Here is a 26,060-nt window from a genome sequence, read left to right on the forward strand (position 1 = left end):
GCGAAGACAGGATCCCGCCGGCCGATTTCGACCAGCCGCGCAACGTGCATGAATTTCGATCTCGGGAGTTGAATAGCGATAAATCAGATAACAGGCAGTTTCCCCAGACTCGTGTTGCAAGCTGCGCCGTAGTTATCGCGCCATTGTCCATTGGGCTATCGACAACGCGCCTCACCCGCATATATCCGTTGCAGATAAACGCCCAGTGACCCTACCCCACGCAATCATGGGACCACCGTGCCATTAGTCACGAACGGTGTGACACCTGTCTACGTTCGGACGTCTGGACGTCTGGACATCCACTGGCCATGTGGTCGAGCAAACACAGCATTGCATGCGTAACCGATCGCGTGATTTATTCGCCAGCCCCATAGCCCTGTCGTTCCATGCAACATCAGAGCCCCGATATCGAACTGACCCATGCGCCGCATAAGCTCGCAAGCCGTCTGGCGGTTGTTTTGGTCGGAAACCTCCGGCTGCAGATCACCGCATAGGAAAATGTATGGACTACCTGGCACCACCGGAGACCAGCCTCGCGACTGCACGATGGGGTCAGACAACACCGTCATCCGGAATCCATCCCGAAAAACCGTCACATGACACCGGTTTACCTGATTCCACGACCCCAGCCTTCATTGACGCATCACCATCTTGGGAGGACAGTACAGGCGGAGGAGGATGGCGTATCGTCCATGGCGCTCATGGCGATATTCAATGGTGATCCCAGGAGGTCGTTATGAAGCACTTTCTCCCACTCGTGTTTTTCGGAATGTTGGCTGTCGGCAGCGGTGTTGCCGTGGCTTCCTCCGGATCGCTCAATGAGTTCAAGCCCAGGGTCATGCCGGTTCTGCTGCAGGTGAACGCCCAGGGCAGGATCACGGACGCCTCACCGTCCACGGAGCTTTCCCCGCAACTCAACCGGCTGCTGATGCAGAACCTGGCTGAAATGATCAGCAAACCAGCGACCGACCGTCGTGGGCGCCCCATGTCCAGCCAGTTCATCATCAACGTGGCCCTGCAAGCGTCACCGCGCCCGGAAGGCGACTATGACGCCAGGTTCGCCTACGTATCGAGCAACCCGGTACCGTCGGGTTCCTGGTACTGGGTCCACATCGACGGACATCGGCTGGCGTTGGCGAACAGGAATTCCTTCGATCGCAGGCAACATTTCCGGTACAACGAAAACCGGGGCTCCTACAGGCCTGCCAACTTCCGGAGTTTCCAGAGCGCGCCAACCCGCTCCATTCAAAACGCCTCCCGCAATGCGCCCAGCGCGGCGCCTGGCAAAGGGCATTGACGCAGGCAGCAATTGCCAAGTGATGTAAACAAGAAAAACCCGTCGCATTCGACGGGTTTTTTGCGGCCGTACCGCGCTGCCAATCCCAACGATCAGGCAACATCCCATCCGCCTGTTTTGTCGATAGCCTCATTCAAGCCCGGGAGGAAACATGAACAACGGATTGTTGCACACGTTGCTGGCCGTCGGCCTTTCGGTTGGCCTGACATGGAGCCCGTCTCCGGCACACGCACGAGCCGCGCCGGCACACCCCGTGGAAACGCCGACGGGCGACCGTGCCGCCATGGAGACCATGCAGATCCCCAGCCACGGCGCGCTGATGAATGCACTGGTCTATGTCGCCGCCGGTGCCGGGCCCCATCCCGCGGTCATCCTGCTGCACGGCTTTCCCGGCAACGAACGCAACCTCGATCTGGCGCAGGACGTGCGCCGCGCCGGCTGGGACGTCCTCTACTTCAACTATCGCGGATCGTGGGGCACCCCGGGCGACTTCTCGTTTGCCCACGGCATTGAGGACACCGCCGCCGCGCTGGCCTATCTACGCCGCCCCGACGCAGCCAAAAAGCTGCGGCTCGATCCCGCACGCATTGTGTTGATCGGCCACAGCATGGGCGGCTTCATGACCGTGCAGGCCGTGGCGGCAGATCCCGCCATCAAGGCCTTCGCCACCATCTCCGCAGCTGACATGGCCTGGCATGCCCGGCAACTGGTTCGCAAAGATGGCGAAACCGCAGGCATCAAAGCCATGGCCATCGGTCTCGCCGACGAAGGCATAGCTCCGCTGAGTGGCTGCACTCCGGACGGACTGGCGCGCGAACTGGTCGATCACGCGTCCCGCTGGACCTTCCCCTCGAAAGTCGACATCTTGAAAAACCGCACCGCCCTCATCGTGACCTCCGACGACGGCCTTGCAGAGGAAAACCAGGCCTTCGCCACGGATCTTCGCAAAGCCGGCGACACACACGTCACCACCGTGCACCTGCCGACCGACCATGCCTATTCCGATCAGCGGATCGAGCTTTCGCGGACGGTGTTGAAGTGGCTGGCGGAGTTGCCCAGGTAGGCCGATGCCGAAAGCGGCTGCTCAAATCGCGTCGCGCGCCAAGAAGCAGCGCAAGTAACTTCCATCGATTCGCATGATGGCAGGGAATAGCGTCGAAGGAATTCGAGCGCCCCCTGCCGTCGGCCACCGCCATCCTCAACAAGGACGGCCGAGCCCGTCCAGCCTCTGAAGCCAGAAGTGCAGTACCTCGCCAACGTATTTTTCTCGCTATTCGGCGTACGGTTCGCATCGAGACCATGGCTGCGGCATTCCCCGAAATACGCAAAACGCGGGTGCCGCGGTAGCTATCAAGCGAGTCCAGATACGGGAGCCGCAACATGAGCAGCATCAAGACCAGCGACGGTACCGAGATCTATTACAAAGACTGGGGACATGGCCAACCCATCGTGTTCAGCCACGGCTGGCCGTTGTCGGCGGATGACTGGGACGCCCAGATGCTGTTCTTCCTGGGTCATGGCTATCGGGTGATCGCTCATGACCGTCGGGGACACGGCCGCTCCACGCAGACTCCCGAAGGCAATGACATGGATCACTACGCTGCCGATCTCGCGGCGCTGACCGAGGCGCTGGACTTGCGGGACGCCATTCATGTGGGTCATTCAACGGGGGGCGGCGAAGTAGCGCGTTACGTGGCTCGTCATGGTCAACAGCGCACGGCGAAAGCCGTGCTGATCAGTGCCGTGCCACCCATCATGCTGAAAACACCGAACAACCCGGGTGGACTTCCCATCGAGGTTTTCGATGGTTTTCGCGCACAACTCGCGGCCAACCGGGCCCAACTTTATCTGGACGTGCCATCAGGACCCTTCTATGGCTTCAATCGTTCGGGCGCGAAGCCCTCGGAAGGGATCATTCGCAATTGGTGGCGGCAGGGCATGATGGGCGGCGCCAAGGCTCAATACGACTGCATCAAGGCATTTTCCGAAACCGATTTTACCGAGGATCTGAAAAAAATCGGGCAGCCGACGCTCGTGATGCACGGAGACGATGACCAGATCGTGCCGTACCAGGATGCGGGGGTTCTCTCAGCAAAACTCTTGAAGAACGCGACGCTGAAGATCTATCCGGGTTTCCCCCACGGGGCGCTGACGACCCATGCCGACGTCATCAATGCGGACCTGCTCGCTTTCGCCAAGGCCTGAGTATCGCCGATCGGTCGCGAACCAGGCACGTTCGTTCAACTGAGCCCGGTTTTCGCTAGCTCGCCGGAAACGCCACGACGGCGCTGGGTGCGGGCATCTCTCCGTGTCGGCTGCGCACAGTTTCCGCGGGCGACGCATGCCACGGCTTGCCCGCGTCGAAATCATCCAGATCAGGATAATCGCCCAGCACGTCATAACGGGCGATGACAAACGGCAGGCCTTCGCCAGCCAGCGGAGAGGCGCCATCGCTGACGTGAAAATGCAGGTGCGGGCCGGTGGAGTCACCGGTGAAACCGAGTGCGGCAATGACCTCTCCGCGGTGCACATGCTCACCGACATGCACCCGGACACTGCCGGGACGCAAATGCTCGTAATGCGCATATCGGCGCTCGCCCAACGCGAGCGAAACGAAGTTGCCGCTGCCCTCGCCCAGCGGGTGCCTGGAACTCTTCAAGCTGCGGCTCTCCGGATAATCGTTTCGTACGGCGACCACCGTGCCATCGGCCACCGCCAGCACGTCCTCGCCATAGCCGAGCCAGTTAGCCACCTTCTGCGCGTCGCCGCGCGCGTGATGCCCGTTCGCATCCAGCCGGAACCAGTCGATGGCGAAGCGCGCGGGAATTCGTGCCCGTCCATCCAGCGCGAACATCACCCGCCGATGCCCGCGCGGCACGGACGCGTCGTAGATGGCGACCCACGGTCCACCGTGCAGGGGCGGCGCAAGCGTCACCGGAGCGCTCCGTTCGACGGCAACGACACCGCCCGACACCTCGCCCGATTCGCGTGTGGGCAAGGCCATGGTCTCGTAAGTCAGCCGATGGTTCAGCCGATGGGGCACAACGGCACCGGCAGGCAGTACCACTTCGATATAGATCACCGCCTGCATGCCGGCGGCCAGACCCTGCGCACCCGGTGACCGGTCGGTGCCCGCGATCGCCGTGCGGGCCTGCAGCGCAGGACCTGTCCACGATGCCAGCAGCTTGCTGTTCGTCGCATCGGCGTCGAGCACGTCCAGCGTCAAGGGCATCAGGCCGGCGCCGGCATAATTCGTGACATGCAATTCGTAGACGAGCTGTCGCCGACCGCCGACCGTCACCGCCGTGGGCGCCTCCGGCACCTGCAGGTCGAACGACTGACGCAGCACCGCCGCACTTGCCGATGCGGACAGACACACCAGCAGCATCGCCAGAACGAATCGGATCATCGTTGCACCTTCACTGGGGTAGACACACCGGCACGAGATCGGCTTCGGCGAGGGGATGTTTCCACTATTGCGCAGGAACCTCGCCGCGCATACCTGCCAGTAGTCACCTCGCCCGCGATACCCAGGACGCCAGGCCGGATGAAGCAGCAAACCCGATAGGTGGCAAGACGCTCACAACAGCCCCGCTGTGCATGGAATTGCAGCGTGAGACCGTCGAACTAGCCTTGCCGGATTTGAAGCTGGCAGGGCACGCCCTTCATCCGGGCATCGAACGCGCGCCACACGCCGTCGGCACCCTCGACCCGGATGGTCACGGGACTACCGGCGCTCGTCCGCTCGGCCGCATCGTCGGTCGCAAACGCCAGCGCCGCGAAGCGCGACGTGAATCGCCGCGCAAATCCGTTCACCGTTCTCAGTACCCACACGCCGGTGGGATCGCCCTCGAAGGGCAGGTCATGGAAGAACATCGCGCAGCCTCCGGATCCATCTGACTGGTTCAGATCAATCAAGATCCGCGCCATGTTCGGCGCCAGGCAGCAAACCCCCGCAGACCGGGCGTTCTCGCGTGGCATCCACGCGGCGCGACGCGCGGCGGGGACGCACTATTGAGGACATGAGTGACGCGGAGGGTCCATCGCGGCTGATAGCCTTTCACGAATGAAACGCCGGCATGACACGAGATCACGATGGCGATGGCGATGGCGAGTCCGATGAGCACGACAGCATCAACGCACGAGGCTTTCGCCTGCAATATGGAAGTGGCTGGCGCAGGTAGGCATGGTGCGCGAGGCGTCGTCGCACGCTGCCTCGATTCATGGTCAGAACGCTACTAAGATCACAAGCTCGAGCGCCCGACGTGCGTCAAACGAACTTCATTGGAGAGACCATGACATTCCGATTCGCAGGACTCGTCGCCGCACTGCTGGCGATACCCGTACTCCCGGCCATGGCTGCCTGTGGAAACACCAGTGCCACTTCCAGCCCGGCCCAGGTGGTTCAGGCCCAGGTCGATGCCTACAACGCGCATGACATCGAGGCCTTTGCCGCCTGTTACGCCGACGACACCAGCGTCATCGACCTCTCGGGCAAGCGCCCGGAGATCAAGGGACAGGCCGCGCTCAAGCAGGCGTTCGCTTTCCTGGGCAAGGTGCCCAAGGACTTCGGCGTGGACATCGCCAAGCGCGTCGTCAATGGTCCGGTCGTCATCGACCTGGAACACCTGCATGGCCTGCCGCCCGGCAAGCACGCGCCGGACTCGCTCGCCGTGTACGAAGTGCGTAACGGCAAGATCGCCAAGCTCTGGTTCCCGCCGGGGACTTGAGTCTTGGCGGCGCCTTGCCATAAGCCTTTCGCGCCAGCGTATCCCGCGTTCACCGCGCAAACGGCTCCATGCCACCGCGCGCCCTCGGCAGGGTGCCGGGATTCCGGGCAGCTGATCGGCATCGAAAAAATGCTTGCGTGAACGTCCAGCCGCGGTAAGGTTGCCGCTGCCAGGGAACGCCCGGGGGGAGCGATATGGCGAAGCGCAAGCAGAGCGGGATCGACGTCGTGGCCTCGATGCCTTGGCCAGTCGGTGTATTGATGGGTCTGATCGGGTATCTCGTCATCCGCTACGGGATTGGCGCGTATTTCACTTCGACCCACAGCCTTTACCTGTCCGGACTGGGCAAGTTGGCCTCCGAAGGTGTCTACGCACCGCTGGGTTGGGTGCTCCTGGTCGGATGCTGGATCGCCGCCCTCGCCTCTTTCCTTGGCCGTCGCAGTCGCCGGAAACTGCTCGACAAGCAGACCGGCGTCGACAGCCTGCGCCAGATAAGCTGGCGCCAGTTCGAGCAACTCACTGGTGAAGCTTTTCGCCGTCAGGGCTACGCCGTCGAAGAAACCGGCCTCGGCGGCGCCGATGGCGGCATCGACCTGATCCTGCGCAAGGACGGCAAGACCACGCTGGTGCAGTGCAAGCAATGGCAGAGCTGGCAGGTCGGCGTCAAAGTCGTACGCGAGATGCTCGGCGTACTCGTCCACGAGCGCGCTGATGCCGTGAAGATCGTCGCCCTCGGCGATTACACCAGCGATGCCCGACGTTTCGCCCAAGGCAAACCCATCGAACTGATCCACGGTGGCGAACTGATCGCCACCGTGCGTTCGCTGCAAAAAACCAGGGCCCGTGACACGAGTCCCCTGGATACGCCGCTCGCCTTTGGCGGAAGCTTGGTTGCCAGCCTGCTGGTGATCGCAGCTCTCTCATCTTCCACCGCGCCGCAGCCGATTGTCCCAACCTCTATCTTCGTCCAGGCACCTGACAGACCGGAGCTACGACCAATGCCTCGTCCGGCACTCGCGCGAACATCACTCACCCAACCGACGATCCATGTGAGCGAATCACAGAACGATGCGGAGATGCGCGAGTGGAAAAAACAAAATGCCGAGTCGATGAAGATCTTGGAGAAGACTACGAAGGAAATGCCGCTGCGCTAACGAGCCTCAGGTACGTCAATGCGATAAGTGGCTCGCGCGGCGAAGCGGCACGAAATCCTTGCTTCGCTTCGCGGAACAAGCAGCAGGATGCCCGAAGAAATCCACAAAAGGAGCAGAAACCAGCCCATCACGGCGTGCAGGATCGGTTGAGAATTCCAACAAATTTCCTGCCTTGATCACACCATTGGCCGAGCGCCAAAACGGAGGAGTGTCATGAAGCTGTGGACCATTGCACTGTGTCTACTGGCGGCATGCGCAAGCGCGCATGCGAGAACGGAGGTCTGGCAGCCCGTCACCGGGCACACACAAATACCACTGTGGCCCGGCACGCCGCCGGATGCCAAGCCCATGCCGGGGCCGGAGCACGCCAAGACAAGCACCGGGCTGATCGCCGGCAAAACCGCGGTAGCCGTAAGCAACGTGTCGCAACCCACGATGACGGTCTATGCGCCCAAGGGAAAGAACACGGGTGCCGCAGTACTTGTGTTTCCGGGTGGTGGTTTCGAGATGCTGGCCATGGACCTGGAAGGCACCGAAGCATGCGATTGGCTGACCTCCCGCGGCATCACGTGCGTGCTGTTGAAGTATCGCGTCCCGAGCGCGCCCTACGACTGGCACTGCGATTGCCGACCCCACGATTTCGAACTGTCGACACAGGCGCTGCAGGACGCCCAGAGAGCGCTGCGGCTGGTGCGCTTTCGTGCGGCGGAATGGCACGTCGATCCACACAAGGTTGGAGTGATCGGCTTTTCGGCGGGCGGTTATCTGGTGGCGGAAATCAGCACGAACTTCAAACATCATCTGTATGCGCCAGTGGATTCCGCCGACAAGGAAAGCAGCCGCCCGGATTTTTCGCTGGCGATTTATTCGGGACATCTCGTGACCGATGACGGCGTGTTCAATCGCCATGTTCCGGTTTCCCACGAGACGCCACCCACGTTTTTGCTGCAGGCGGAAGACGACCACGTGGACGGTGTGAATCAGGCGCTGGCCTACTACGCCGCGCTTAAAAAGGCCGATGTGCCAGTGGAGATGCATCTGTACGCACACGGCGGACATGCGTTCGGGCTCAGGCCCACATCGAATCCGATCAGCCATTGGCCAGCCCTGGCCGAGACGTGGATGAGCACCATCGGGATGATTCCTGCCGCGGGCCGCTAGACGCGGCCTCAGGAGAATGGATAGCGAGCCGGGTTCCGGATAGTCGGCTTTGCGCTCTGGAACGTGACGCATGGCATGCGAAAACATCACCGCAGAAATCCAGAATCGCTTCAGCCAGAATGCGTATCCCTCTCCGATCCCTGCAGCGAGTATTCAATCATGTCCCTGCCACGCGGCATGTTGTTTGTATCACTTCTCGCCTGCGCCTCGGCGGCGGCATCGGCCCGAGCGGCTGAGCTCGAGCCAACACAAATTGCCGCGATCGATCGCTATGTCACCGCCGAGATGGCGCGAGAGCACATCCCCGGCGCCGAAGTAGGCATTTACCGCGATGGTCACGCGGTACTGGTGAAGGGTTACGGGCTGGCGAATATCGAATGGCAGGCACCCGTCACGCCGATTACCCTGATGCAGTCCGGCTCGGTCGGCAAGCAGTTCGCCGCCACCGCCGTGATGATGCTGTTGGAACAGGGCAAGGTGAACCTGGACGACAGCATCACCCAATATTTCACCGACGCACCGGCGAGCTGGAAACCGATCAAGGTGAAGAACCTGCTGTCGCACACCTCCGGCCTGGCTGAGTATGAAGATCCCTCGCTCATGCAGCCCGGCGGCTTGTTCGATTCGCGCAAGGACTTCACCGAAGACGAGCTGGTCAAGAAGATCGAGACCTTGCCGATCGAATTCAAGCCAGGCGACCAGTGGGCTTACCGCAACACCAACTACGCGCTGCTCGGCGTACTGATCCACAAGGTTACCGGACAGAACTACCGCGACTTCATGCATGAGCGGATCTTCGCCCCACTCGGCATGGTCTCCACGCGCGGCATCTCCGACCGCGACATCGTTCCCGGCCGCGCCGCCGGTTACGAGATCGTCGGCGGACAACTGAAAAACCAGACTTGGGTATCCCCCAGCCTCAACTCCACCGCCGACGGCACGCTCTATTTCAACGTCGTCGATCTGGAAAAGTGGGACCGCGCGCTCTACGGCACCACCCTGCTCAGCCGCAAATCGCTGAAAACGATGTGGACGCCGTTCGTACTCAACGACGGCCAGCCCAACGCCAGCCACTACGGCTTCGGCTGGGCCAGCGACAGCATGAACGGCCACCGCGTGATCCAGCACACCGGTTCCTGGCAAGGCTTTACCTGCACCATCAACCGCTACGTCGACGACAAGCTGACCGTGGTGGTGCTGACCAACCTCGACGCCGGCCATTCCAGTCCCGTCTACCTGTCGCACGTCATCGCCGGCCTGGTGGAGCCGGCGCTGATGCCGAAGCCGAATGCAGCCATCAAGGACAGCAAACCCGAAATCGCCACCCACGCACGCGATGTCCTGCAACGAATGCTGTCCGGCAAGAACATCGGCAGCGAGTTCAGCGCAGACGCCGGCTACACCTTCGATCCCGATGATGCCGTCGACATGCGCAGCCAGCTACCCACGAAGTGGAATGCCGCGCCACTGGTGCTGATCAAACGCACCGAGCACGATGGCGCCGTGCGCTCGGTGTACCGCATAGGCGTAGTCGGCGACACACGCATCATGCTGGTGGAGCTGGATGCCAAGGGAAAGCTGCTGAATCTGGCCGTGAGGTCGGACCCAGACAATCGTTAGGTGTTGCGTGTGGAAAATGAGCGATCCCAGCCCTTCGCCGGGATGACGGACAGGCCGTTTCGTGGCGAGCACCCGCCCGCCCCCCCTCAACCCTCTCCCCGAAGAGGAGAGGGAGCTAAAAAAAAGCCCGCCAATTGGCGGGCTTTCTCATCTCAGCAAGGCGCTCCGCGCTTCACCCCAGCAGCACCCGATTCATCCGCTGCACGAACGCCGCCGGATCAGGAAGCTGCGCACCCGCGGAAATCTCCGCTTGCTCCAGCAGCAACGTGGCCAGATCGCGTGCCTTCGCCTCGTCAGCCTCGGTCTCCACGCGCTTGACCAACGCATGCTGCGGATTGATCTCCAGCGTCGGCTTGGAATCGGGCATCTCCTGCCCCGCTTCGCGCAGCAGACGGGCCAGATGCGGCGCCATTTCGTAATCGCTCAACGCGAGGCACGACGGCGAATCGGTCAAGCGTGCCGACACTTTCACCTCACCCACGCGATCGCCGAGCAGGTCCTTGAGTTTCTTCAGCAGCGGCTCGGCTTCCTTGGTCGCCTCTTCCTGTTTTTTCTTGTCGGCTTCGTCCAGCGGCACGTCGCCCTTGGCGACGCTCTTGAGCTTCTTGCCTTCGTACTCGCTCAAGCTACCGATCATCCACTCGTCGATGCGGTCGGACATCAGCAGCACTTCGATACCCTTGGCCTTGAACGCTTCCAGCTGCGGGCTGCCGAAGGCCGCGGCGTAGCTGTCGGCGGTGATGTACCAGATCGCGTCCTGACCCACGGCCATGCGGCCGATGTAGTCGTCCAGCGAGACGTTCTGCTCGGTGCCTTCGCCCTTGGTGGAAGCGAAGCGAAGCAGCTTGGCGATGCGCTCGCGGTTGTTGGCGTCTTCGCTGATGCCTTCCTTCAGGGTGTTGCCGAAGGCCTTGTAGAAGGTGGCGAACTTTTCCGGTTCGTCACGCGCCAGCTTCTCGATCAGGTCGAGCACGCGCTTGACGCAAGCGGCCTTGATCCGCTCGAGCTGGCGATTGTGCTGCAGGATTTCGCGGCTGACGTTGAGCGGCAGATCATCGGCGTCGACCACACCGCGCACGAAGCGAAGGTAGTTCGGCAGCAACTCTTCGGCGGCGTCCATGATGAAGACGCGCTTGATGTAAAGCTTGAGCCCCTTGCGCTCGTCGCGGCCGCCCATCATCAAGTCGAACGGCGGCTGCGACGGCAGGTACAGCAAGGTGGTGAAGCTCTGGCTGCCTTCGACGCGATTGTGCGTCCACGCGAGCGCGTCATTGAAGTCGTGGCCGAGCGACTTGTAGAAGCTCTGGTAGTCCTCGTCGCTGATCTCGGACTTGGGTTTGGTCCACAGTGCCGAGGCGGCGTTGATGGTTTCGAATTCGTCGGTGGGCTTGTCGTCCTTCTCGGTCGGCATGCGGATCGGGAAGGCGACGTGATCGGAGTAGCGGGTGATCAGCGAGCGCAGCTGCCAGCGCTTGAGGAACTCGTCCTCGTCGGCTTTCAGATGCAGGATGACCGACGTGCCGCGCTCGGCCTGCTCGACGGATTCCAGCGAATACTCGCCCTTGCCGTCGCTCTCCCACTTCACGCCCTCGCCTGCCGGCGCGTCGGCACGGCGGGTGATCACGGTAACTTTGTCGGCGACCACGAAGGCGGAATAGAAGCCCACGCCGAACTGGCCGATCAAGCGCGCATCGGCCTTCTGCTCGCCGGACATCGCTTCGAGGAAACGCTTGGTGCCGGAGCTGGCGATGGTGCCGATGTTGGCCACCACTTCGTCGCGGGTCATGCCGATGCCGTTGTCGCGCACGGTGACGGTGCGCGCGTCCGGATCCCAGCTGACGTCGATGTGCAGCTCGCTGTCGCCGGCGGACAGCGCCGGATTGGCGATCGACTCGAAGCGCAGCTTGTCGCAGGCGTCGGAGGCGTTGGAGATCAGCTCGCGCAGGAAGATCTCCTTGTGCGAGTAAAGCGAATGCGTGACCAGATGCAGCACCTGGGCGACTTCGGCTTCGAATTTGCGGGTTTCGGTGGCAGGTGCGTTCATGCGTGGATGTTCCAGACTGACGTTGACTATGGAGATTGGCTCCTCCCCCGCTCGCAGGGAGAGGTTGGGAGGGGGTTTGCTTTTGACCTTGGATTCTAAAGATAAGGCCAGGAGCACCCCACCCCAACCCTCCCCTGCGCGCCGGGGAGGGAGTAAAGCGGAGGTCAGGCTCTGTTCTGCAGCGCGGCGATGCGCTCATCCAGCGGCGGGTGACTCATGAACAGGCGCTTGAGGCCTTCGGCCAGCGGACCGGAAATGCCGAATGCAGCGATCGTGGTCGGCAGGGTACTTTCGCCATGATTGCCTTTCAGGCGTTGCAGTGCGGAGATCATCGCGCCGCGGCCGGCGAACTGCGCGCCTGCCGCGTCGGCACGGAACTCGCGCCAACGCGAAAACGCGGCCACGATCATCGAGGCGAGCAAGCCGAACAGCACCTGCAGAACCATCACCACCACGAAGTAGCCGATGCCGCCGCCACGGTTGTCGCGGCCGCCGCTCATCCAGCTGTCGACGGCGCGACCGACGATGCGTGCGGCCAGGATCACCAGCGTATTCAACACGCCCTGGATCAGGGTGAGCGTGACCATGTCGCCGTTGGCGACGTGACCGATCTCGTGCCCGAGCACCGCGGCGACCTGCTCCCGGTCCATCTGCTGCAGCAGGCCGGAGCTCACCGCCACCAGCGACTTGTTGCGGGTCATGCCGGTGGCAAACGCGTTCATCTCCGGCGCGTCGTAGATCGCCACTTCCGGCATGCCGATGCCTGCGCTCTGGGCGTGACGGCGTACGGTGTCGACCAGCCAGCGCTCGACCTCGTTTTGCGGCTGGGCGATCACGCGCGCGCCGGTGGACCATTTGGCGATCATCTTGGACATCGCCAGCGAGATGAACGCGCCACCCATGCCGAACACCGCGGCGAACACCAACAAGCCGGTCATGCCGCCGTAGCCACGGGCGGCGGCCATCTGGTCGATGCCGAACAGGTGGCAGACGATGCTCAGCAGCAGCAGGACGGCGAGGTTGGTACCGATGAACAGGGCAATGCGACGCATGGCTGTCTCTCTTGTGGCAGTCATGAAAGGGACCAGGATGTCGGTTGAAGATTCGGGCGCGGGCGGCCGCTTTCAAGGGTACGGGGCGTCCGACGGCGCGTGCCCGGTCGCGTGGCCCTGCCCTAAAATAGCCGGATGACCTACCGCGGCCGCTTCGCCCCCTCGCCCACCGGACAGCTGCATTTCGGCTCGCTGGTGGCCGCCGTGGGCAGCTGGCTGTGCGCGCGGCATGCCGGCGGGCAGTGGCTGTTGCGGATCGAGGACATCGATCCGCCACGCGAGGTTCCCGGCTCGGCAGCGAGCATCCTGGCTGCATTACCGGCGTTTGGCCTGGTCGCCGACGCGCCTGCGCTTCACCAGTCGCAGCGAATCGACGCCTATGACGCGGCGTTCGAGCAGTTGCGCGCGGCGGATCTGGTGTTTCCGTGCTGGTGCAGTCGCAGCGACCTGGCCGGTGCCGGGGGGACCCACCGCGACGGTCACTGCGTTGCCCCGCTGCATCCGGCCCACCCGCCGGCCTGGCGCATGCGTGTGCCGGATGCCGAGATCGTCTTCGACGATGCGCTGCAGGGCCCGCAGCGACAGGACCTGCGTGAAGGCGGCGACTTCGTGGTACGCCGGGTCGAGGGTTTTTATGCGTACCAGCTGGCCTGCGTGGTCGACGATGCGCATCAGCGGATCACCGAGGTGGTGCGTGGCCATGACCTGCTCGACTCCACCGCACGGCAGATCTGGTTGCAGCGTTGCCTGGGGCTGCCCACGCCGGGCTATCGCCATTTGCCGCTGGTACTGGACGGCGCAGGCCGCAAGCTGTCGAAATCCACGCGGGCGTTTCCGGTCGATCCGGCCGCGCCATTGCCGGCCCTGCGCCGCGCGCTGGCTTTCCTGGGTGTGCCGGCATCCGGCCTGGCTGGTGATGTGGACGCCTTGCTGGCGCAGGCGCTGGCGGATTTCGATCCTGCCGTTTTGCCGCAATGCAGCGGTCACTCTGTCGCCTGAAACGCTATAAATACGGACACGCACCGACACTCGATGGCATCGGCTGCAATACAGCCCTGCCATGATCCGGCGCGACCGGACAGTTCTCCGCTCAACCTCCACAGGAGATTCATGGAAATGACGCAACGCACGGCATTGGTCACAGGTGGCACGGGCGGCATCGGCAGCGCGATCATTCGCTACCTGGCCGGCCAGGGGCATCGGGTCGTTACCAACTATCGCGATCCGGACAAGGCGGAAACCTGGCGCAAGGCGATGGCAGCCGAGGGCATCGACGTTTGCATGGTGAAGGGGGACGTGAGCGAGCCGACCGCATGCGAGGCGATGATCCGCGCGCTCGAAGAGAAATGCGGCCCGGTCGACATCCTGGTCAACAACGCCGGCATCACCCGCGACACCACCTTCCACAAGATGAGCTACCAGCAGTGGATGGACGTGGTGAACACCAACCTCAACGCCTGCTTCAACGTCACCCGTCCGGTGATCGAGGGCATGCGTGCGCGCAAGTGGGGCCGCATCGTGCAGATCAGCTCGATCAACGGCCAGAAAGGCCAGTACGGCCAGGCCAACTACGCGGCCGCCAAGGCCGGCATGCACGGCTTCACCATTTCGCTGGCGCAGGAGAACGCGAAGTTCGGCATCACCGTCAACACCGTCTCGCCCGGCTACGTCGGCACTGACATGGTGATGGCCGTGCCGGAAGAAGTGCGCGAGAAGATCGTGGCGCAGATTCCGGTGGGGCGCCTTGGGCGGCCGGACGAGATCGCGCACGCGGTGGCGTTTTTCGCCGGCGAACAGGCCAGCTGGATTACCGGGGCGAACCTGGCGATCAACGGTGGGCACTACATGGGTTGGTGAGGTTCGTCGCGGCCATTTCGGTGAATCGCCGAGATGGCCGCATGGTCAGCATTCCTTGGGCAGCCATGCTCCATGAAACCCCGCGGGAATTCGCCGGGGCAGCTGGACCGTTGCGATCGGATCACTTTCCAAATTCCTGGCGTCAAGAATGACCAGGTCATTCGTGTCGGTTAGCCGACGATAGACACAGACGAGCAGCCAGCCATCATTTTCGTCCGAGCCACCGGGACGAGGCACGAACACCGGCTCACTGTTCTGATCCCTTTCCGGAACCCGGTATCGCTGCGCCGAGCCACGTTCGAGGTCGTAGCGAACGACACCTCGAATCTCCGCATTGGTGGGTTGTTCCACTGCGTAGAGAAACCGATAGGATCGGCCTGTTCTGTTTTCGTTGATGCGTGGCAGCTCGATGCCGATATCGTCGAGCTGTTTTTCAACGACCGTACCGCGGTCGAGATCGACGATGTATCGCCACAGCACTCCGAGCGGATTCTCCTGGAAGCCCATGTCACCTGGCGCAATGCGCAGGTATTCGGGATATCGAACGACGTCCAGAACGACGATGGATGCTTCTGCGTCGTATGCGTTCACCACATGCTGGATAAAGCACGGCGTGATGTCGAACCAGCGCATCGCGCCGCCGTGGCGCGGCATGATGCCAAGTCTCGATTGCCGATCGTCGTGCCAGCGCAAGGGCATGCGATAGCCACGGGAAAGCATCGAGAAATCGTAGGCAACGTTGAGATCGAGCAGGATCGTGCGGGTCGCCGTCACCGCCATGTCGTGCATCATCGAAGGAGACGGCAGTTCGATTTCCATATCGACACTTTGCGTACCTTGCGCATCCGTCACTGCATACCGCATCCATGGCTTTTCCCAGTGCGCACGAAAGGCCATCAATTCGCCTGTGCGCGGATCGACCTTGGGATGAGCGGTCATGCCTTGCGCCAGGCCCGGGTGAAGGCGGGTCGGGCCAAGGGTGTCGAGTTCGGCTGTGATGGCCAGCGGGGTGCCGCCTTCGGCAAGTGCCAATATTTCGCCGGCGTGACGGAGCACGCTGACATTGGGATTGGTGTCGATCAGGGCTGACGCATTGGCCGGATCATGCACATGCGCCCATCGTTGCGTGCGAACCCAGCGGTTGCGGTAATGGGTGACGCGACCGTTCTGAAATGAAATGGAGTGCAACATCGCCGCTTCGGGCCACCACGACAGCACGTCGTTCCCTTCGAAGCGCCCAAGCAACGGATTGGGGCCATTGCGCACCAGTACCCCGTTCAAATCCTGCGGAATAACCCCGGTCACGGGCAGATCGACGAGATCGACTTCATCAGCAATGGGCGCGAGTGCGCCCGCATTCAAATCTAAGACGGTCATGGATACTTTCCTGGATCGCGGTTCTGAAGAGACGCGAGTGTCATCCCCCGAAAATCAGCTCGATGGCGTGGTCAGGCGTGTCATCGGTCATGCGGCATTCGACGCGTTCGCATGGCGCTCACCCGCGAAGATCAGGTATGTGTCCTCGTCGAATTGACACGGCAAGTGATGCGTCGGAGGCAATTTATACCCGGGTAAATTCCAGTTGTCAATAACATCCGGGTATTATTTGGTCCGACATGCGTCTCGCTGTGCGGGATGCTGTTTCAAGTGGGCATTTGATCGGCATTTTTCGGCACTCGCCTATGTCGAGCTCCGTCCCTCACTACTTGTCCAGCAACTTCTCCAACACCTTGCCTACCGCGGCAAACGCAAATGCACCGGTGACATGCGTGGCCGCACCGAGGCCGCCGCCACATGCCAGGTTCATTGCATCGCCACCGGGCGGACGGGTACCGCACACGGTGCCATCCGCTTGCGGGTATTGCACGTTCTGCAACGAATAGACGGCTGAAACGCCGAAGTAACGGCTGACGTTGCGCGGAAAATTGAAGTCCGTGCGGAGCTTTTTCCGGATCAGGCTGAACATCGCGTCGTGCTCGGTGCGCGACAGGTCGCGCACGCGGATCTGGGTGGAATCGGTGCGCCCGCCGGCCGACCCCACGCTGACGATCGGCAGTTTTCGGCGACGGCACCAGGCGATCGTCTCGAGCTTTACGCGGAACGCATCGCAGGCATCCAGCACCACGTCGTAGCCACGATCGAGCAATTCATCCAGCGTGGACGGGGTGAGGAAGCGCTCGATCGCCTCCAGCCGGATCGTGGGATTGATCGCATGCGCGCGCGCCGCGATCACGCCGACCTTCGGCTTGCCGTATTCGCCATCCAGCGCATGCAGCTGGCGATTGGTATTGGACACGCAAACCTCGTCGGCATCGATCAGGGTGAGCCGGCCGACACCACTTCGTGCCAGCGCCTCGGCAGCCCACGAGCCGACACCGCCGATGCCGATCACGCAGACGTGCGCACGCGCCAGCGCGGCGACACTGCCGGCGCCGTACAGGCGTTCAACGCCGGCGAAACGTTCGGCGGGAAACTCGTTGCTGCCGTCATGGGCGGTGTGGGTGTCGTTGTCTGCGTGTGTCACTGGCCTGGCCGATTTCATTTGAACCACCATTTTATCGCGCCTGCGTGGCTGCGACGCGCCGGTGCGGGTTATCCTTGCAACACTCTTTGCCAGCCTTGGAACCGAACCGATGCGTGTTGCTCTGATGATCCTGTTGGGCCTGGTGATTGGCGTGATCGGTACGGTCAACGTCATGAATACGCTGAGCGAACGCAACCCGATGCCCAAGGCCGTGATGCATACGATGGGCTATCACATGGGCGAACTGACCAAGGCGCTGAAGGCGAAGCAGTGCGATGCCGCCAAGGTCCAGCACCACCTGGCCCGCATGGAGTCCACCGCCAGCGACATCGCGCCGGTGTTCGGCATCGACGAAAAGGCCTTCACCGACGACGCCAGCCAGCTGCAAACCCGCCTGCAGCAAGCCGCGCAGGCCGCGCCCACCACCTGCGAAGCACTGGCCGCGGCGATCAAGCCGGTCGGCGACACCTGCAAGAGCTGCCATCAGCAGTATCGCTGAGGCGAAAAGCATCCCACCGCGGCCTGCCGCGGCAAGGGAGGAAGAAACACGTGGATGCTCCATCTTCCAGCCCGTCCGATGCACCGGAAAGCGCGTTCAGAAGCGAATCTTTCCGCGCAGCATCTGCCCGAACATCACCCAGTCGCCAGCCAGGCTGTAGAACGGGTGCTGGAAGGTGGCCGGGCGATTCTTCTCGAACGCGAAGTGTCCGATCCAGGCGAAGCCATAGCCGATCACCGGCACCAGCCAGAGCCAGCGCCATCGGCCGCTCAGCACCGCCAGGACGATCACCGCAAGCACCAGACTGCTACCGATGAAATGCAGCCGGCGGCAACTGCGGTTGCGGTGCTCGCTGAGATAGAACGGGTAGAACTCGGCAAAGCTGGTGTAGCTGGACATGGCGACGCTCCGCGCGTGGACGATTGATTCTGCCACGCTCCGCCCGATCCGCGACTCCGGGTTTTTCCTGTGGCAGCTGCTTCAGCCGCGATATCTCCCACCGACGCCTGCAAGCTCCGAGCCCTGGAACGTCGCGACTGAAGTCGCTCCCACAACGCGGGGCGTGGTGCCTCTAGTCCGGCAACGGAATGAACTCGTCCTCATCGCCCGGCACTTTCGGATAACGTCCTTCGCGCCAATCGGCCTTGGCCTGCTCGATGCGCTCGCGGGTGCTGGCGACGAAGTTCCACCACAGATGGCGCTCGCCATCCAGCGGCGCACCGCCGAACAACATCAGTCGGCTGGTTTCGTGCGCACGCAGCGTCGGCGCCGTTGCACCCGCCTGCACCGCCATCTGGGTGGCGCCGATGTCCAGCCCGCCCCAGTTGACCGCACCTTCGACCACATGCACGCCGCGTTCGGCGTGTTCCTGCGGCAAGGCCATTTCCGCACCCGCGGCGAGCTGCACTTCCAGAAAGAACATCGGCGCGAACACCTTTACCGGCGAGCGTTCGCCGTAAGCCTCGCCGGCAATCAGCACCGCGTCGACACCGGGCTGTCGGATCCGTGGCAGCGCATCGCGGTCATGATGATGGAACGCCGGATCGACTTCGGCGTCTGTCTGCGGCAGCGCCACCCAGACCTGGATGCCGTGAAGCTTGTGGCCCGCCTCGCGTTCCTCCGGCGGCGTACGTTCGGAATGCACGATGCCGTGGCCGGAGGTCATCCAGTTCACTTCGCCGGGGCGGATGTCGGCCAGGCTGCCCAGGCTGTCGCGATGACGGATGGCACCATCGAACAGCCACGTCACCGTGGCCAGGCCGATATGCGGATGCGGTCGCACGTCCATGCCCTTGCCGGCGGCAAACGTGGCCGGCCCGACGTGGTCGAAAAACACGAACGGACCGACATGGCGCGTTTCCAGCACCGGCAACATGCGACGCACCATGAATCCGTCGCCGAGGTCATGTACGCGGGCGTCGGCAATCAGCGTCGGGTTGGTTTCCATCAGGCTTCTCCTCACCAGGCTCGCTGATACTGCACCGGCGCCTCGATCTTCGCACCCAGGCGTTGCGCTGCCCGACGTGGAAAATACGGGTCGCGCAGGCTTTCGCGGGCGAGCAGCACCACATCCGCTTCGCCGTTCGCGACGACCTGGGCAGCCTGTTCGGCACCGGTGATCAGGCCGACCGCGCCGGTGGCGATGTCGGCTTGGGCGCGGATCTGCGCGGCAAATGGCACCTGATATCCCGGGCCCACAGGAATCTTCACGTGCGGCAGCAGACCGCCGCTGGAGACATCGATCAAATCCACGCCCAGCGGCTTCATCTGCCGTGCCAGCTCGATGCTTTGCGTCACGTCCCAGCCACCTTGGGCGGCCCAGTCGGTAGCCGAAATGCGCAGCCATAACGGCAATTCGGCCGGCCACACCTCGCGCACCGCAACGACCACCTCGCGCACGATGCGGCTGCGACTCTCGAGCGTGCCGCCGTAACGATCTTCGCGCTGGTTGCTCAGCGGCGACAGGAACTGATGCAGCAGGTAGCCATGTGCCGCATGCAGTTCGATCAGCTCGAAACCGGCGGTCAGCGCGCGTTGCGCGGCGGCACGGAAATCGGCGATCACCGCCTGGATACCGGCATCGTCCAGCGCCTGTGGGATATTCCAGCCCGTGTCGAACGGCAGCGCCGATGGCGCCACGGTCAGCCAGTCGCCCTGTCCAGCCGACACCGGACCTTGCCCTTCCCACGGCCGCAACGTGCTCGCCTTGCGGCCGGCGTGCGCCAGCTGCACGCCGGCGACGGCGCCGTGCGCCTTGATGAAACGGGTGATAGGCTGCCACGCCTCGACCTGGGCCTGATTCCACAAGCCGGTGTCCTGCGGCGAGATCCGCCCTTGCGCCGACACGGCCGTGGCCTCGGTGATGACCGCCCCGGCACCGCCCACGGCGCGACTGCCCAGATGCACCATGTGCCAGTCGTTCGGCAGACCATCGGTGGCCGAGTATTCGCACATGGGCGACACCACCAGGCGGTTGCGCAAGGTCACGCTGCGCTGGGCAAACGGTTCAAACAATTTCATGGGGCGTCCGGCGAGGGGTCAAGGCCACAGAGATGCTGATGGGGCGCGCTTAAATCAAGCCAGGCCGTCTCCGCGTGGAACCGACGGCGCGCCCTGTGCGGCCAGCCAGCGCGCGATGCGGGTGGCCATGGGCGCCGGTGCCCTCATCCAGCCGAAATGGTCGGCTGGCACGCCGTCCATGTCCTGTGGCGTGATCACCTCGATCGTGCATTCCCCTGCCCCAAGCTTGTCCAGCAGCCAGTCCAGCGACGCAGCGGGGCCGAGCCAGTCGTCACGCAGGCGCAGTGCCAGCGACGGTAGATGCAGGGCAGCCAGTTGCTGCTCGAAATCCTGCGCCACACCGTCCGCCGCGTAACGTCCGGTGCGTCCACTGCGCGCCCAATCGTCGATCACCCCGCGCGCTTCGTTGCCGCCAAAGCCGATCCGCCGGCCGGGCAGATGCCCCACCAGGCGGGCCAGCAGCGGCGCCAGCACGTAGGCCGCGCCGATCACCCAACCATGTCGGAAACGTCGCCAATACGGCGCGCCACTGGCCACCAGCACCAGGCCGGCAAACTCGGTCGGGTGCGCGCTGGCATACAAGGCGGTCAGCTGACCGCCCAGGCTGTGCCCACCGATATAACGGATTGCCTGCGGCCAACGCTCACGCACCGCGGCCATGCCGGTCGGCAAATCATCCTGCAGCAGCTCGCGATAACCCCAGTTGCCACGATAGCCCGCACGCCGATTGCTGGAACCAATGCCGCGCCACTCATGCACGACCACCGCCACTCCCTGCCCGGCCAGTGCCTGGGCCAGTGGCAGATAATGCCGCGCCGGCATGCCCATCGCCGGCACCCAATACAACAGCTGGCGCCAGCTTGTCGTGGGTTGCACACACAACAATTCGAAGCGCGAATCGTCACCGGTCGACAATGGGATAACCATCGGTTCGACGGTGGCGGCGATTAAAGGATCGGATGCATTTTCAACGTGGGGATCGGACATGCCGACAGGCTAGCGAATTGCCGCGGTCAGTACAAAAAGAGAAAGGCCGGCTTTCGCCGGCCCCTCAAACAGATTCCACCCGTGATCAGACCGGGGTGACGTCCTCGGCCTGCAAGCCTTTCTGGCCGTCGACGACCTTGAAGCTCACTTTCTGCCCTTCCTGCAGGCTTTTGAAACCCGAGCCGGTAATGGCGCGGAAATGCACAAACACGTCAGGGCCGGCTTCACGGCTGATGAAACCGAAACCCTTGGCGTCGTTGAACCACTTGACTGTTCCTACTTCACGATCCGACATGACTCACTCCGATCCTATCCAGACGCTGAGACAAACCGGCCCCAACGGGCCGACGGTTTACTGAGCATGCAAAGGTCGGGGTGCAACGGTCGGATTCAGGAAACCCCTACCCCGCACACGCGTGGCCAAGCAGACACAGTGACCCAAGCATAACGGATTTCATGGACGCAAGTGATTTGTCAAGTAGGCTGTCATGGCCATTATCTGGACGAGGAAAAACCGCTCCCGGTCACCCTGTTTTTTCCGGTGCAAACCGAGTAATCGGCAGGATGGCAAGCCAATCCAACTGCGGACCACGCCCGCGCTGCCGTGAAAGGTAGGTGCGGGTCTTGGGGGCCGATTATGCAGACCAGTCCCGATAATGGCCCGAAAATGCGCAGAAGGGCGACATTGAAGCGCGATCGCTGCAGAATCACGCAGGGCCGATTCCCTTCTTTTGTCGATTCGGTGTCAAATTCAGATTTTCTTGACCTCTTACCCTGTGTAGTGGGTTCACATCACCCGATCCACTGCCTGCGCACCGCGTCGATGCGTCGGGACGATCGCCAAATCGCCACGTTGAGGAGAGCCGATAATGCCTACCCTGTCCCGTCTGACCCTGGCCACCGCAGTCGCAGGTCTGCTGCTTGCTGGTTGTTCCCAACACCCGGCCACCCGGACAACCACGACTACGGCGACCACAAGCACCAGCGCCGGCACGATGCATCGGGAACACGCCACGGCCGGCAGCAGCCAGAAAACCGCGAGTAGCACCGCCGCCAGCGATGCCAACCTGCCGGACAATACCGGCATTCCCGCCTGTGACGATTATCTGTCCAGCTATCTCGCCTGCCATCGGGCGGCGGCGATCTACGCGCCGGACCAGCTGCAATCCCGCTATGACGCGATGCGCACGAGTCTGTTGCGCGATTCGCAGAATCCGGACATCCGTCCGCAGTTGGCGGCGCGCTGCAATTCACTGGCCACCCAGTTGCGCCAGGCCCTGCATGGCAAATCGTGCGCGGAAGCTCCCGCGTCGGCCAGCACCACGCCTTGAGACTTCCGCAGCAATCCATCCGGTGCACGACGCACGGGATGGATTCATTCGTGGGCTTCCGACTGTTTCAGGGCGGCCCGCAACGGTTTGGCCAATGACACGGGCCGGGTGCGCACCAGCCGGACGTCCGGCGTGCCATGCCAGCGCGCGGCGTCGAGAATCGCCCGGGCCAGCGCCGAGACCAGGCGTGCGTCGGGCTCGATACCCGTCTCCAGAAACAGCGCCTTTATCTCGAACACACCATCGCCACGGTGGGCCTTCGCATCGAGCCGGCCGACCAGCCGGCCGCGATGCAGGATCGGCAGCACGAAATAGCCGTAGCGCCGTTTCGCCGCCGGCGTATAGCACTCGATGCTGTATTCGAAGTCGAACATGGCCAGCGCCCGGGCGCGATCCCATACCAGCGGATCGAACGGCGACAGCAGCGTCGTATGCGTGGCGCGCAAGCGACCAGCCCGGGCCCGTTCCAGGGCTTCAGCGTGATCGCGGTGCACGTACCCGGGCGTCGACCAGCCCTGCACCGGTACGCAGAGCAGTTCGCCGCCAGCCAACAGCGGCGCCAGTTCGCGGTCGGTGACTTTCGGGCGCAGGCGAAAATAATCGGCAATCCAGCCGGCCGGCGTCACCCCCAGGGCCCGCACGCTGTCGATGATGAATCGACGCCTCAGCTCGGCCACCGGCAGCTCGGCCGCAGAGGCATCGAACGGCGGGTCGAGCCCGGCCAGCACGTTGTCGGCCAGGTCGTACACGCGCTGGAAATTCTCGCGCCGGGCCACCATCAGCTCGCCCAGCGCGAACCAGGCCTCAAGCCAGCGCTTTTCCGGTTTCCATGCCCACCAGCCCGGCTTGGCCGCGCCCTCCTTGCGTACAAAGTCGGCCGCCCGGACCGGTCCGGAGACGCGGATGCCGGCCAGCAGGGCGTCCATGTCCTTGCGCTGTTCGCGATGCATCCGCGCGGCGTTGCGATGCGCCCAGTGGTGCATGCGCCGGTCGTGCCCGCCGCGATGGAAAGCCACATCAGCCGCGCTGACGAAACACGCCTCGTGGGCCCAGCACTCGGCCAGCCGGCCCTGCGCCAGCGCATCGTCCAGCCAGGTCGCGGGGTAATTGCCGAGGCGTCCGTACAGCACCAGGTACGGGCTGCGCGCCACGACGTGGATGGTGTCGATCTGCAGCAGCCGCATGCGCTCGATCGCCGCCACCACGTCGCTGCGTCGAGCGCGCCTGCGGAGTGGCTGCAACAGGCCCTGAGCCTCCAGTTGCAGCAGGCGCGCTTGGGCCATGCTCAACACGCGGCGAACACCTGAAGCCCGGCCCAACGACACGACATTTTCACGGTTTCATGATCAGGATGTTGAGCCCGCATATACAAAGTCCCTGCTAGCGTGTTTGCCGAGTTGGGCAACCGGCAACGGAAACCCCACCCCACTGGGTGCGGATACCCGCACGACTTCACGAACATTCTGGCATGGAGTATCGACGATGAAATCTCGCAAGCCACTGTTGACCGCCCTGGCCGCTGGCACGCTGCTGTTCGCCGGCAGCCTGATGGCTCAGGACGTGCCGCCCCCGCCACCGCCGCCACCGGCAAGCTCGGCGCCGATGCCGCCGACATCTCCGGAAACTCCAGCAACACCACCTGCCCCAGCGGCCATGCCGCAGACTGCGATGCCTGCCGAACCGCCGCCTCCGCCGGCTGATTCGTCGATGCCGCCGCCTCCACCGCCGGCCGATGCCGCACCGGCCGCGCAAACCGGGGCGGCCACGATGAACACGCCGGCGGGTGAAGTCAGCGCGCATTCGAGTATGCCTCCGCCGCCTCCGGCAGGTCCGGCGCCAAGCTTCGAGCAGTTGTCGGGCGGCGGGAAATCCATCAGCGAGGAGCAAGCCGCGGCTTATCCGTTGCTGGCCAACGATTTCATCTACGCCGACCACAACCGCAATGGCCGCGTCAGCAAGAGCGAATACGACCATTGGGTCTCGCAAAAATAATCAGGGACAGCGATCCTGTGAAACTCACGCCGGCCGCCTTTGCGGCCGGCGTTTTCGTACGTCAGTCACGGTAGCTTGAAGTTCGTCCGCTAAACTGGGGCGCCGCCTTGCCAGGAACACTCTTCATGAAGCGATTGACTGCTGCCGTAGCCGTCGCATTGTTCGCCGGTCCTGTGGCCCATGCACAGAATCCGGACCCGACCGACATTCGCGCCTGCACCGCGGTCGAAAGCGATGCACAACGGCTGGCTTGCTACGACCATGCCACCGGACGGGTCAACCTGCCTGTCGCGCAAAAACGCATGGACCAGGACACCACCACGCCGAACATCTTCGGCCATGATCGCAAGGATGCTTCGAGCGCCGAGGTGCAGGCCAACAACGAGGTGTCCAAACCGCTGTCGCTGCTCGACAGCCGTTGGGAGCTGTCTCCGGAAAGCAAGCTCGGCACCTTCAACATCCGTGGCTACCAGCCGGTCTACGTGATGCCGGTGTTTGCCACCAACCGCCAGAACAACCAGCCACACAGCCCCAACTCCAACAACACGGTGGACCAGAGCGAGCAACTGGACAACGTCGAGGCGAAATTCCAGCTCAGCCTGAAGGCCAAGGTGTGGCAGGGCGTGTTCGGCGATGCCGGTGACCTTTGGGTGGGTTATACCCAGTCGTCGCGCTGGCAGGTCTACAACTCGAAGCTGTCGCGTCCCTTCCGCGAAACCAACTACGAGCCTGAGGCGATGCTGGTGTTCAACACCAATTACCACGTGTTCGGCTGGGACGGCCGTCTGCTGGGGATCGGTGTGAACCATCAGTCCAACGGCCGTGGCGATCCGCAGTCGCGCAGCTGGAACCGGGTGATCGCCAATGTCGGTTTCGAACGCGATGGCTGGACCGTGATGGTGCGTCCGTGGTGGCGCATTCCCGAATCGAAACGCACCGACGACAACCCCGATATCAGCGACTACATGGGCCGGGGCGAGGTGCAGGTCGTGCGCGAATGGCGCGGCCAGGAATTCGGCATGTTGCTGCGCCATTCCATGCGCGGCGGCAGCCACAGCCATGGCGCGGCACGCTTCAGCTGGAGTTTTCCGGTGGCCGGCAACCTGCGCGGCTACATGGAAGTGTTCAAGGGCTACGGCGAAAGTCTGATCGACTACAACCACAACGCCACCTACCTGGGCGTGGGCGTGTCGCTGCTCGACTGGTATTGAACAAACAAACCACGACAAAACGAAGGCCCGGTGGTTTCACCGGGCCTTCGTTGTTCTACCGTTCCGCGGCGAGGCCGCGAA

The 26,060-nt window shown here is 63.1% G+C and carries 25 protein-coding genes; 13 read left to right on the plus strand and 12 right to left on the minus strand.

Annotated elements, in window-relative coordinates; genetic code table 11:
* The first annotated feature begins 736 nt into the window (after nt 1–736).
* The 3 genes from ACPPVV_RS12780 to ACPPVV_RS12790 all read left to right on the plus strand — a co-directional run bounded on the left by ACPPVV_RS12780 (nt 737) and on the right by ACPPVV_RS12790 (nt 3,502).
* Complete coding sequence (locus ACPPVV_RS12780) at nt 737–1,297, plus strand: hypothetical protein (RefSeq protein WP_426700268.1); 561 nt, start codon at nt 737–739, stop codon at nt 1,295–1,297.
* A gap of 175 nt (nt 1,298–1,472) precedes the next feature.
* Nucleotides 1,473–2,360, plus strand: a complete 888-nt coding sequence (locus ACPPVV_RS12785; protein ID WP_426700269.1) for an alpha/beta hydrolase family protein — start codon at nt 1,473–1,475, stop codon at nt 2,358–2,360.
* 317 nt (nt 2,361–2,677) lie between these two features.
* Nucleotides 2,678–3,502: an alpha/beta fold hydrolase gene (locus ACPPVV_RS12790; RefSeq protein ID WP_426700270.1), complete on the plus strand. Its 825-nt coding sequence runs from the start codon at nt 2,678–2,680 to the stop codon at nt 3,500–3,502.
* A gap of 55 nt (nt 3,503–3,557) precedes the next feature.
* Here the strand turns inward: ACPPVV_RS12790 and ACPPVV_RS12795 are convergent, their stop codons facing one another.
* Both ACPPVV_RS12795 and ACPPVV_RS12800 read right to left on the minus strand, forming a co-directional pair.
* Nucleotides 3,558–4,706, minus strand: a complete 1,149-nt coding sequence (locus ACPPVV_RS12795; protein WP_426700271.1) for a M23 family metallopeptidase — start codon at nt 4,704–4,706, stop codon at nt 3,558–3,560.
* Nucleotides 4,707–4,924: 218 nt separating this feature from the next.
* Nucleotides 4,925–5,227 (minus strand): hypothetical protein, encoded by a 303-nt coding sequence (locus ACPPVV_RS12800; RefSeq protein WP_426700272.1) that lies wholly within the window; start codon nt 5,225–5,227, stop codon nt 4,925–4,927.
* 365 nt (nt 5,228–5,592) lie between these two features.
* Here ACPPVV_RS12800 and ACPPVV_RS12805 point away from each other — a divergent pair, with 365 nt between their 5' ends.
* The 4 genes from ACPPVV_RS12805 (at nt 5,593) to ACPPVV_RS12820 (ending at nt 9,962) form a co-directional block, all read left to right on the plus strand.
* Complete coding sequence (locus ACPPVV_RS12805; RefSeq protein WP_426700273.1) at nt 5,593–6,027, plus strand: nuclear transport factor 2 family protein; 435 nt, start codon at nt 5,593–5,595, stop codon at nt 6,025–6,027.
* Nucleotides 6,028–6,221: 194 nt separating this feature from the next.
* Complete coding sequence (locus tag ACPPVV_RS12810; RefSeq protein ID WP_426700274.1) at nt 6,222–7,181, plus strand: restriction endonuclease; 960 nt, start codon at nt 6,222–6,224, stop codon at nt 7,179–7,181.
* A gap of 213 nt (nt 7,182–7,394) precedes the next feature.
* Complete coding sequence (locus tag ACPPVV_RS12815; RefSeq protein ID WP_426700275.1) at nt 7,395–8,342, plus strand: alpha/beta hydrolase; 948 nt, start codon at nt 7,395–7,397, stop codon at nt 8,340–8,342.
* 159 nt (nt 8,343–8,501) lie between these two features.
* Nucleotides 8,502–9,962: a serine hydrolase domain-containing protein gene (locus ACPPVV_RS12820; RefSeq protein WP_426700276.1), complete on the plus strand. Its 1,461-nt coding sequence runs from the start codon at nt 8,502–8,504 to the stop codon at nt 9,960–9,962.
* A gap of 172 nt (nt 9,963–10,134) precedes the next feature.
* On the opposite strand, the gene htpG is transcribed toward ACPPVV_RS12820, so the two are convergent.
* Both htpG and htpX read right to left on the minus strand, forming a co-directional pair.
* Entirely contained in the window at nt 10,135–12,006 is a 1,872-nt protein-coding gene (htpG, locus tag ACPPVV_RS12825) for a molecular chaperone HtpG (protein WP_426700277.1), read from the minus strand.
* 164 nt (nt 12,007–12,170) lie between these two features.
* Entirely contained in the window at nt 12,171–13,058 is an 888-nt protein-coding gene (gene htpX, locus ACPPVV_RS12830; protein WP_426700278.1) for a protease HtpX, read from the minus strand.
* A gap of 135 nt (nt 13,059–13,193) precedes the next feature.
* Here htpX and gluQRS point away from each other — a divergent pair, with 135 nt between their 5' ends.
* Together gluQRS and phbB are read left to right on the plus strand one after the other, a co-directional pair.
* Nucleotides 13,194–14,057: a tRNA glutamyl-Q(34) synthetase GluQRS gene (gene gluQRS / locus ACPPVV_RS12835; protein ID WP_426700279.1), complete on the plus strand. Its 864-nt coding sequence runs from the start codon at nt 13,194–13,196 to the stop codon at nt 14,055–14,057.
* Nucleotides 14,058–14,174: 117 nt separating this feature from the next.
* Complete coding sequence (phbB, locus tag ACPPVV_RS12840; RefSeq protein ID WP_426703232.1) at nt 14,175–14,915, plus strand: acetoacetyl-CoA reductase; 741 nt, start codon at nt 14,175–14,177, stop codon at nt 14,913–14,915.
* Between the two features lie 45 nt (nt 14,916–14,960).
* On the opposite strand, the gene ACPPVV_RS12845 is transcribed toward phbB, so the two are convergent.
* Nucleotides 14,961–16,292, minus strand: a complete 1,332-nt coding sequence (locus tag ACPPVV_RS12845) for a carotenoid oxygenase family protein (protein ID WP_426700280.1) — start codon at nt 16,290–16,292, stop codon at nt 14,961–14,963.
* Between the two features lie 325 nt (nt 16,293–16,617).
* Nucleotides 16,618–17,457 carry a tRNA threonylcarbamoyladenosine dehydratase gene (locus tag ACPPVV_RS12850; protein ID WP_426700281.1) on the minus strand — a complete coding sequence of 280 codons (840 nt, stop codon included), beginning with the start codon at nt 17,455–17,457 and terminating at the stop codon, nt 16,618–16,620.
* A gap of 91 nt (nt 17,458–17,548) precedes the next feature.
* Here ACPPVV_RS12850 and ACPPVV_RS12855 point away from each other — a divergent pair, with 91 nt between their 5' ends.
* On the plus strand, nt 17,549–17,938 hold the full coding sequence (locus ACPPVV_RS12855) for a cytochrome c (RefSeq protein WP_426700282.1): 390 nt from the start codon (nt 17,549–17,551) through the stop codon (nt 17,936–17,938).
* A 96-nt stretch (nt 17,939–18,034) separates the two neighbouring features.
* Here the strand turns inward: ACPPVV_RS12855 and ACPPVV_RS12860 are convergent, their stop codons facing one another.
* The 5 genes from ACPPVV_RS12860 to ACPPVV_RS12880 all read right to left on the minus strand — a co-directional run bounded on the left by ACPPVV_RS12860 (nt 18,035) and on the right by ACPPVV_RS12880 (nt 21,740).
* Nucleotides 18,035–18,337, minus strand: coding sequence for an Mpo1-like protein (locus ACPPVV_RS12860; protein WP_426700283.1), 303 nt, complete (start codon nt 18,335–18,337; stop codon nt 18,035–18,037).
* 172 nt (nt 18,338–18,509) lie between these two features.
* Nucleotides 18,510–19,385, minus strand: a complete 876-nt coding sequence (locus ACPPVV_RS12865) for a pirin family protein (protein WP_426700284.1) — start codon at nt 19,383–19,385, stop codon at nt 18,510–18,512.
* 11 nt (nt 19,386–19,396) lie between these two features.
* A complete protein-coding gene (locus ACPPVV_RS12870) occupies nt 19,397–20,458 on the minus strand; it encodes an NADH:flavin oxidoreductase/NADH oxidase (protein WP_426700285.1) in 1,062 nt (353 codons plus the stop codon).
* Nucleotides 20,459–20,512: 54 nt separating this feature from the next.
* On the minus strand, nt 20,513–21,445 hold the full coding sequence (locus ACPPVV_RS12875; protein ID WP_426700286.1) for an alpha/beta fold hydrolase: 933 nt from the start codon (nt 21,443–21,445) through the stop codon (nt 20,513–20,515).
* Nucleotides 21,446–21,530: 85 nt separating this feature from the next.
* Nucleotides 21,531–21,740 (minus strand): cold-shock protein, encoded by a 210-nt coding sequence (locus ACPPVV_RS12880; protein ID WP_426700287.1) that lies wholly within the window; start codon nt 21,738–21,740, stop codon nt 21,531–21,533.
* Between the two features lie 574 nt (nt 21,741–22,314).
* Between ACPPVV_RS12880 and ACPPVV_RS12885 the strand changes: the two genes are divergently transcribed.
* Nucleotides 22,315–22,776 carry a hypothetical protein gene (locus ACPPVV_RS12885; protein WP_426700288.1) on the plus strand — a complete coding sequence of 154 codons (462 nt, stop codon included), beginning with the start codon at nt 22,315–22,317 and terminating at the stop codon, nt 22,774–22,776.
* A gap of 44 nt (nt 22,777–22,820) precedes the next feature.
* Here the strand turns inward: ACPPVV_RS12885 and ACPPVV_RS12890 are convergent, their stop codons facing one another.
* On the minus strand, nt 22,821–24,068 hold the full coding sequence (locus tag ACPPVV_RS12890) for a winged helix-turn-helix domain-containing protein (RefSeq protein WP_426700289.1): 1,248 nt from the start codon (nt 24,066–24,068) through the stop codon (nt 22,821–22,823).
* A 190-nt stretch (nt 24,069–24,258) separates the two neighbouring features.
* On the opposite strand from ACPPVV_RS12890, the gene ACPPVV_RS12895 reads away from it, so the two are divergent.
* Nucleotides 24,259–24,768 (plus strand): hypothetical protein, encoded by a 510-nt coding sequence (locus tag ACPPVV_RS12895; RefSeq protein WP_426700290.1) that lies wholly within the window; start codon nt 24,259–24,261, stop codon nt 24,766–24,768.
* Between the two features lie 125 nt (nt 24,769–24,893).
* A complete protein-coding gene (locus tag ACPPVV_RS12900) occupies nt 24,894–25,979 on the plus strand; it encodes a phospholipase A (RefSeq protein ID WP_426700291.1) in 1,086 nt (361 codons plus the stop codon).
* Nucleotides 25,980–26,060 lie beyond the last annotated feature (81 nt).

The organism is Rhodanobacter sp. Col0626 (assembly GCF_049994385.1).
Classification (GTDB): domain Bacteria; phylum Pseudomonadota; class Gammaproteobacteria; order Xanthomonadales; family Rhodanobacteraceae; genus Rhodanobacter.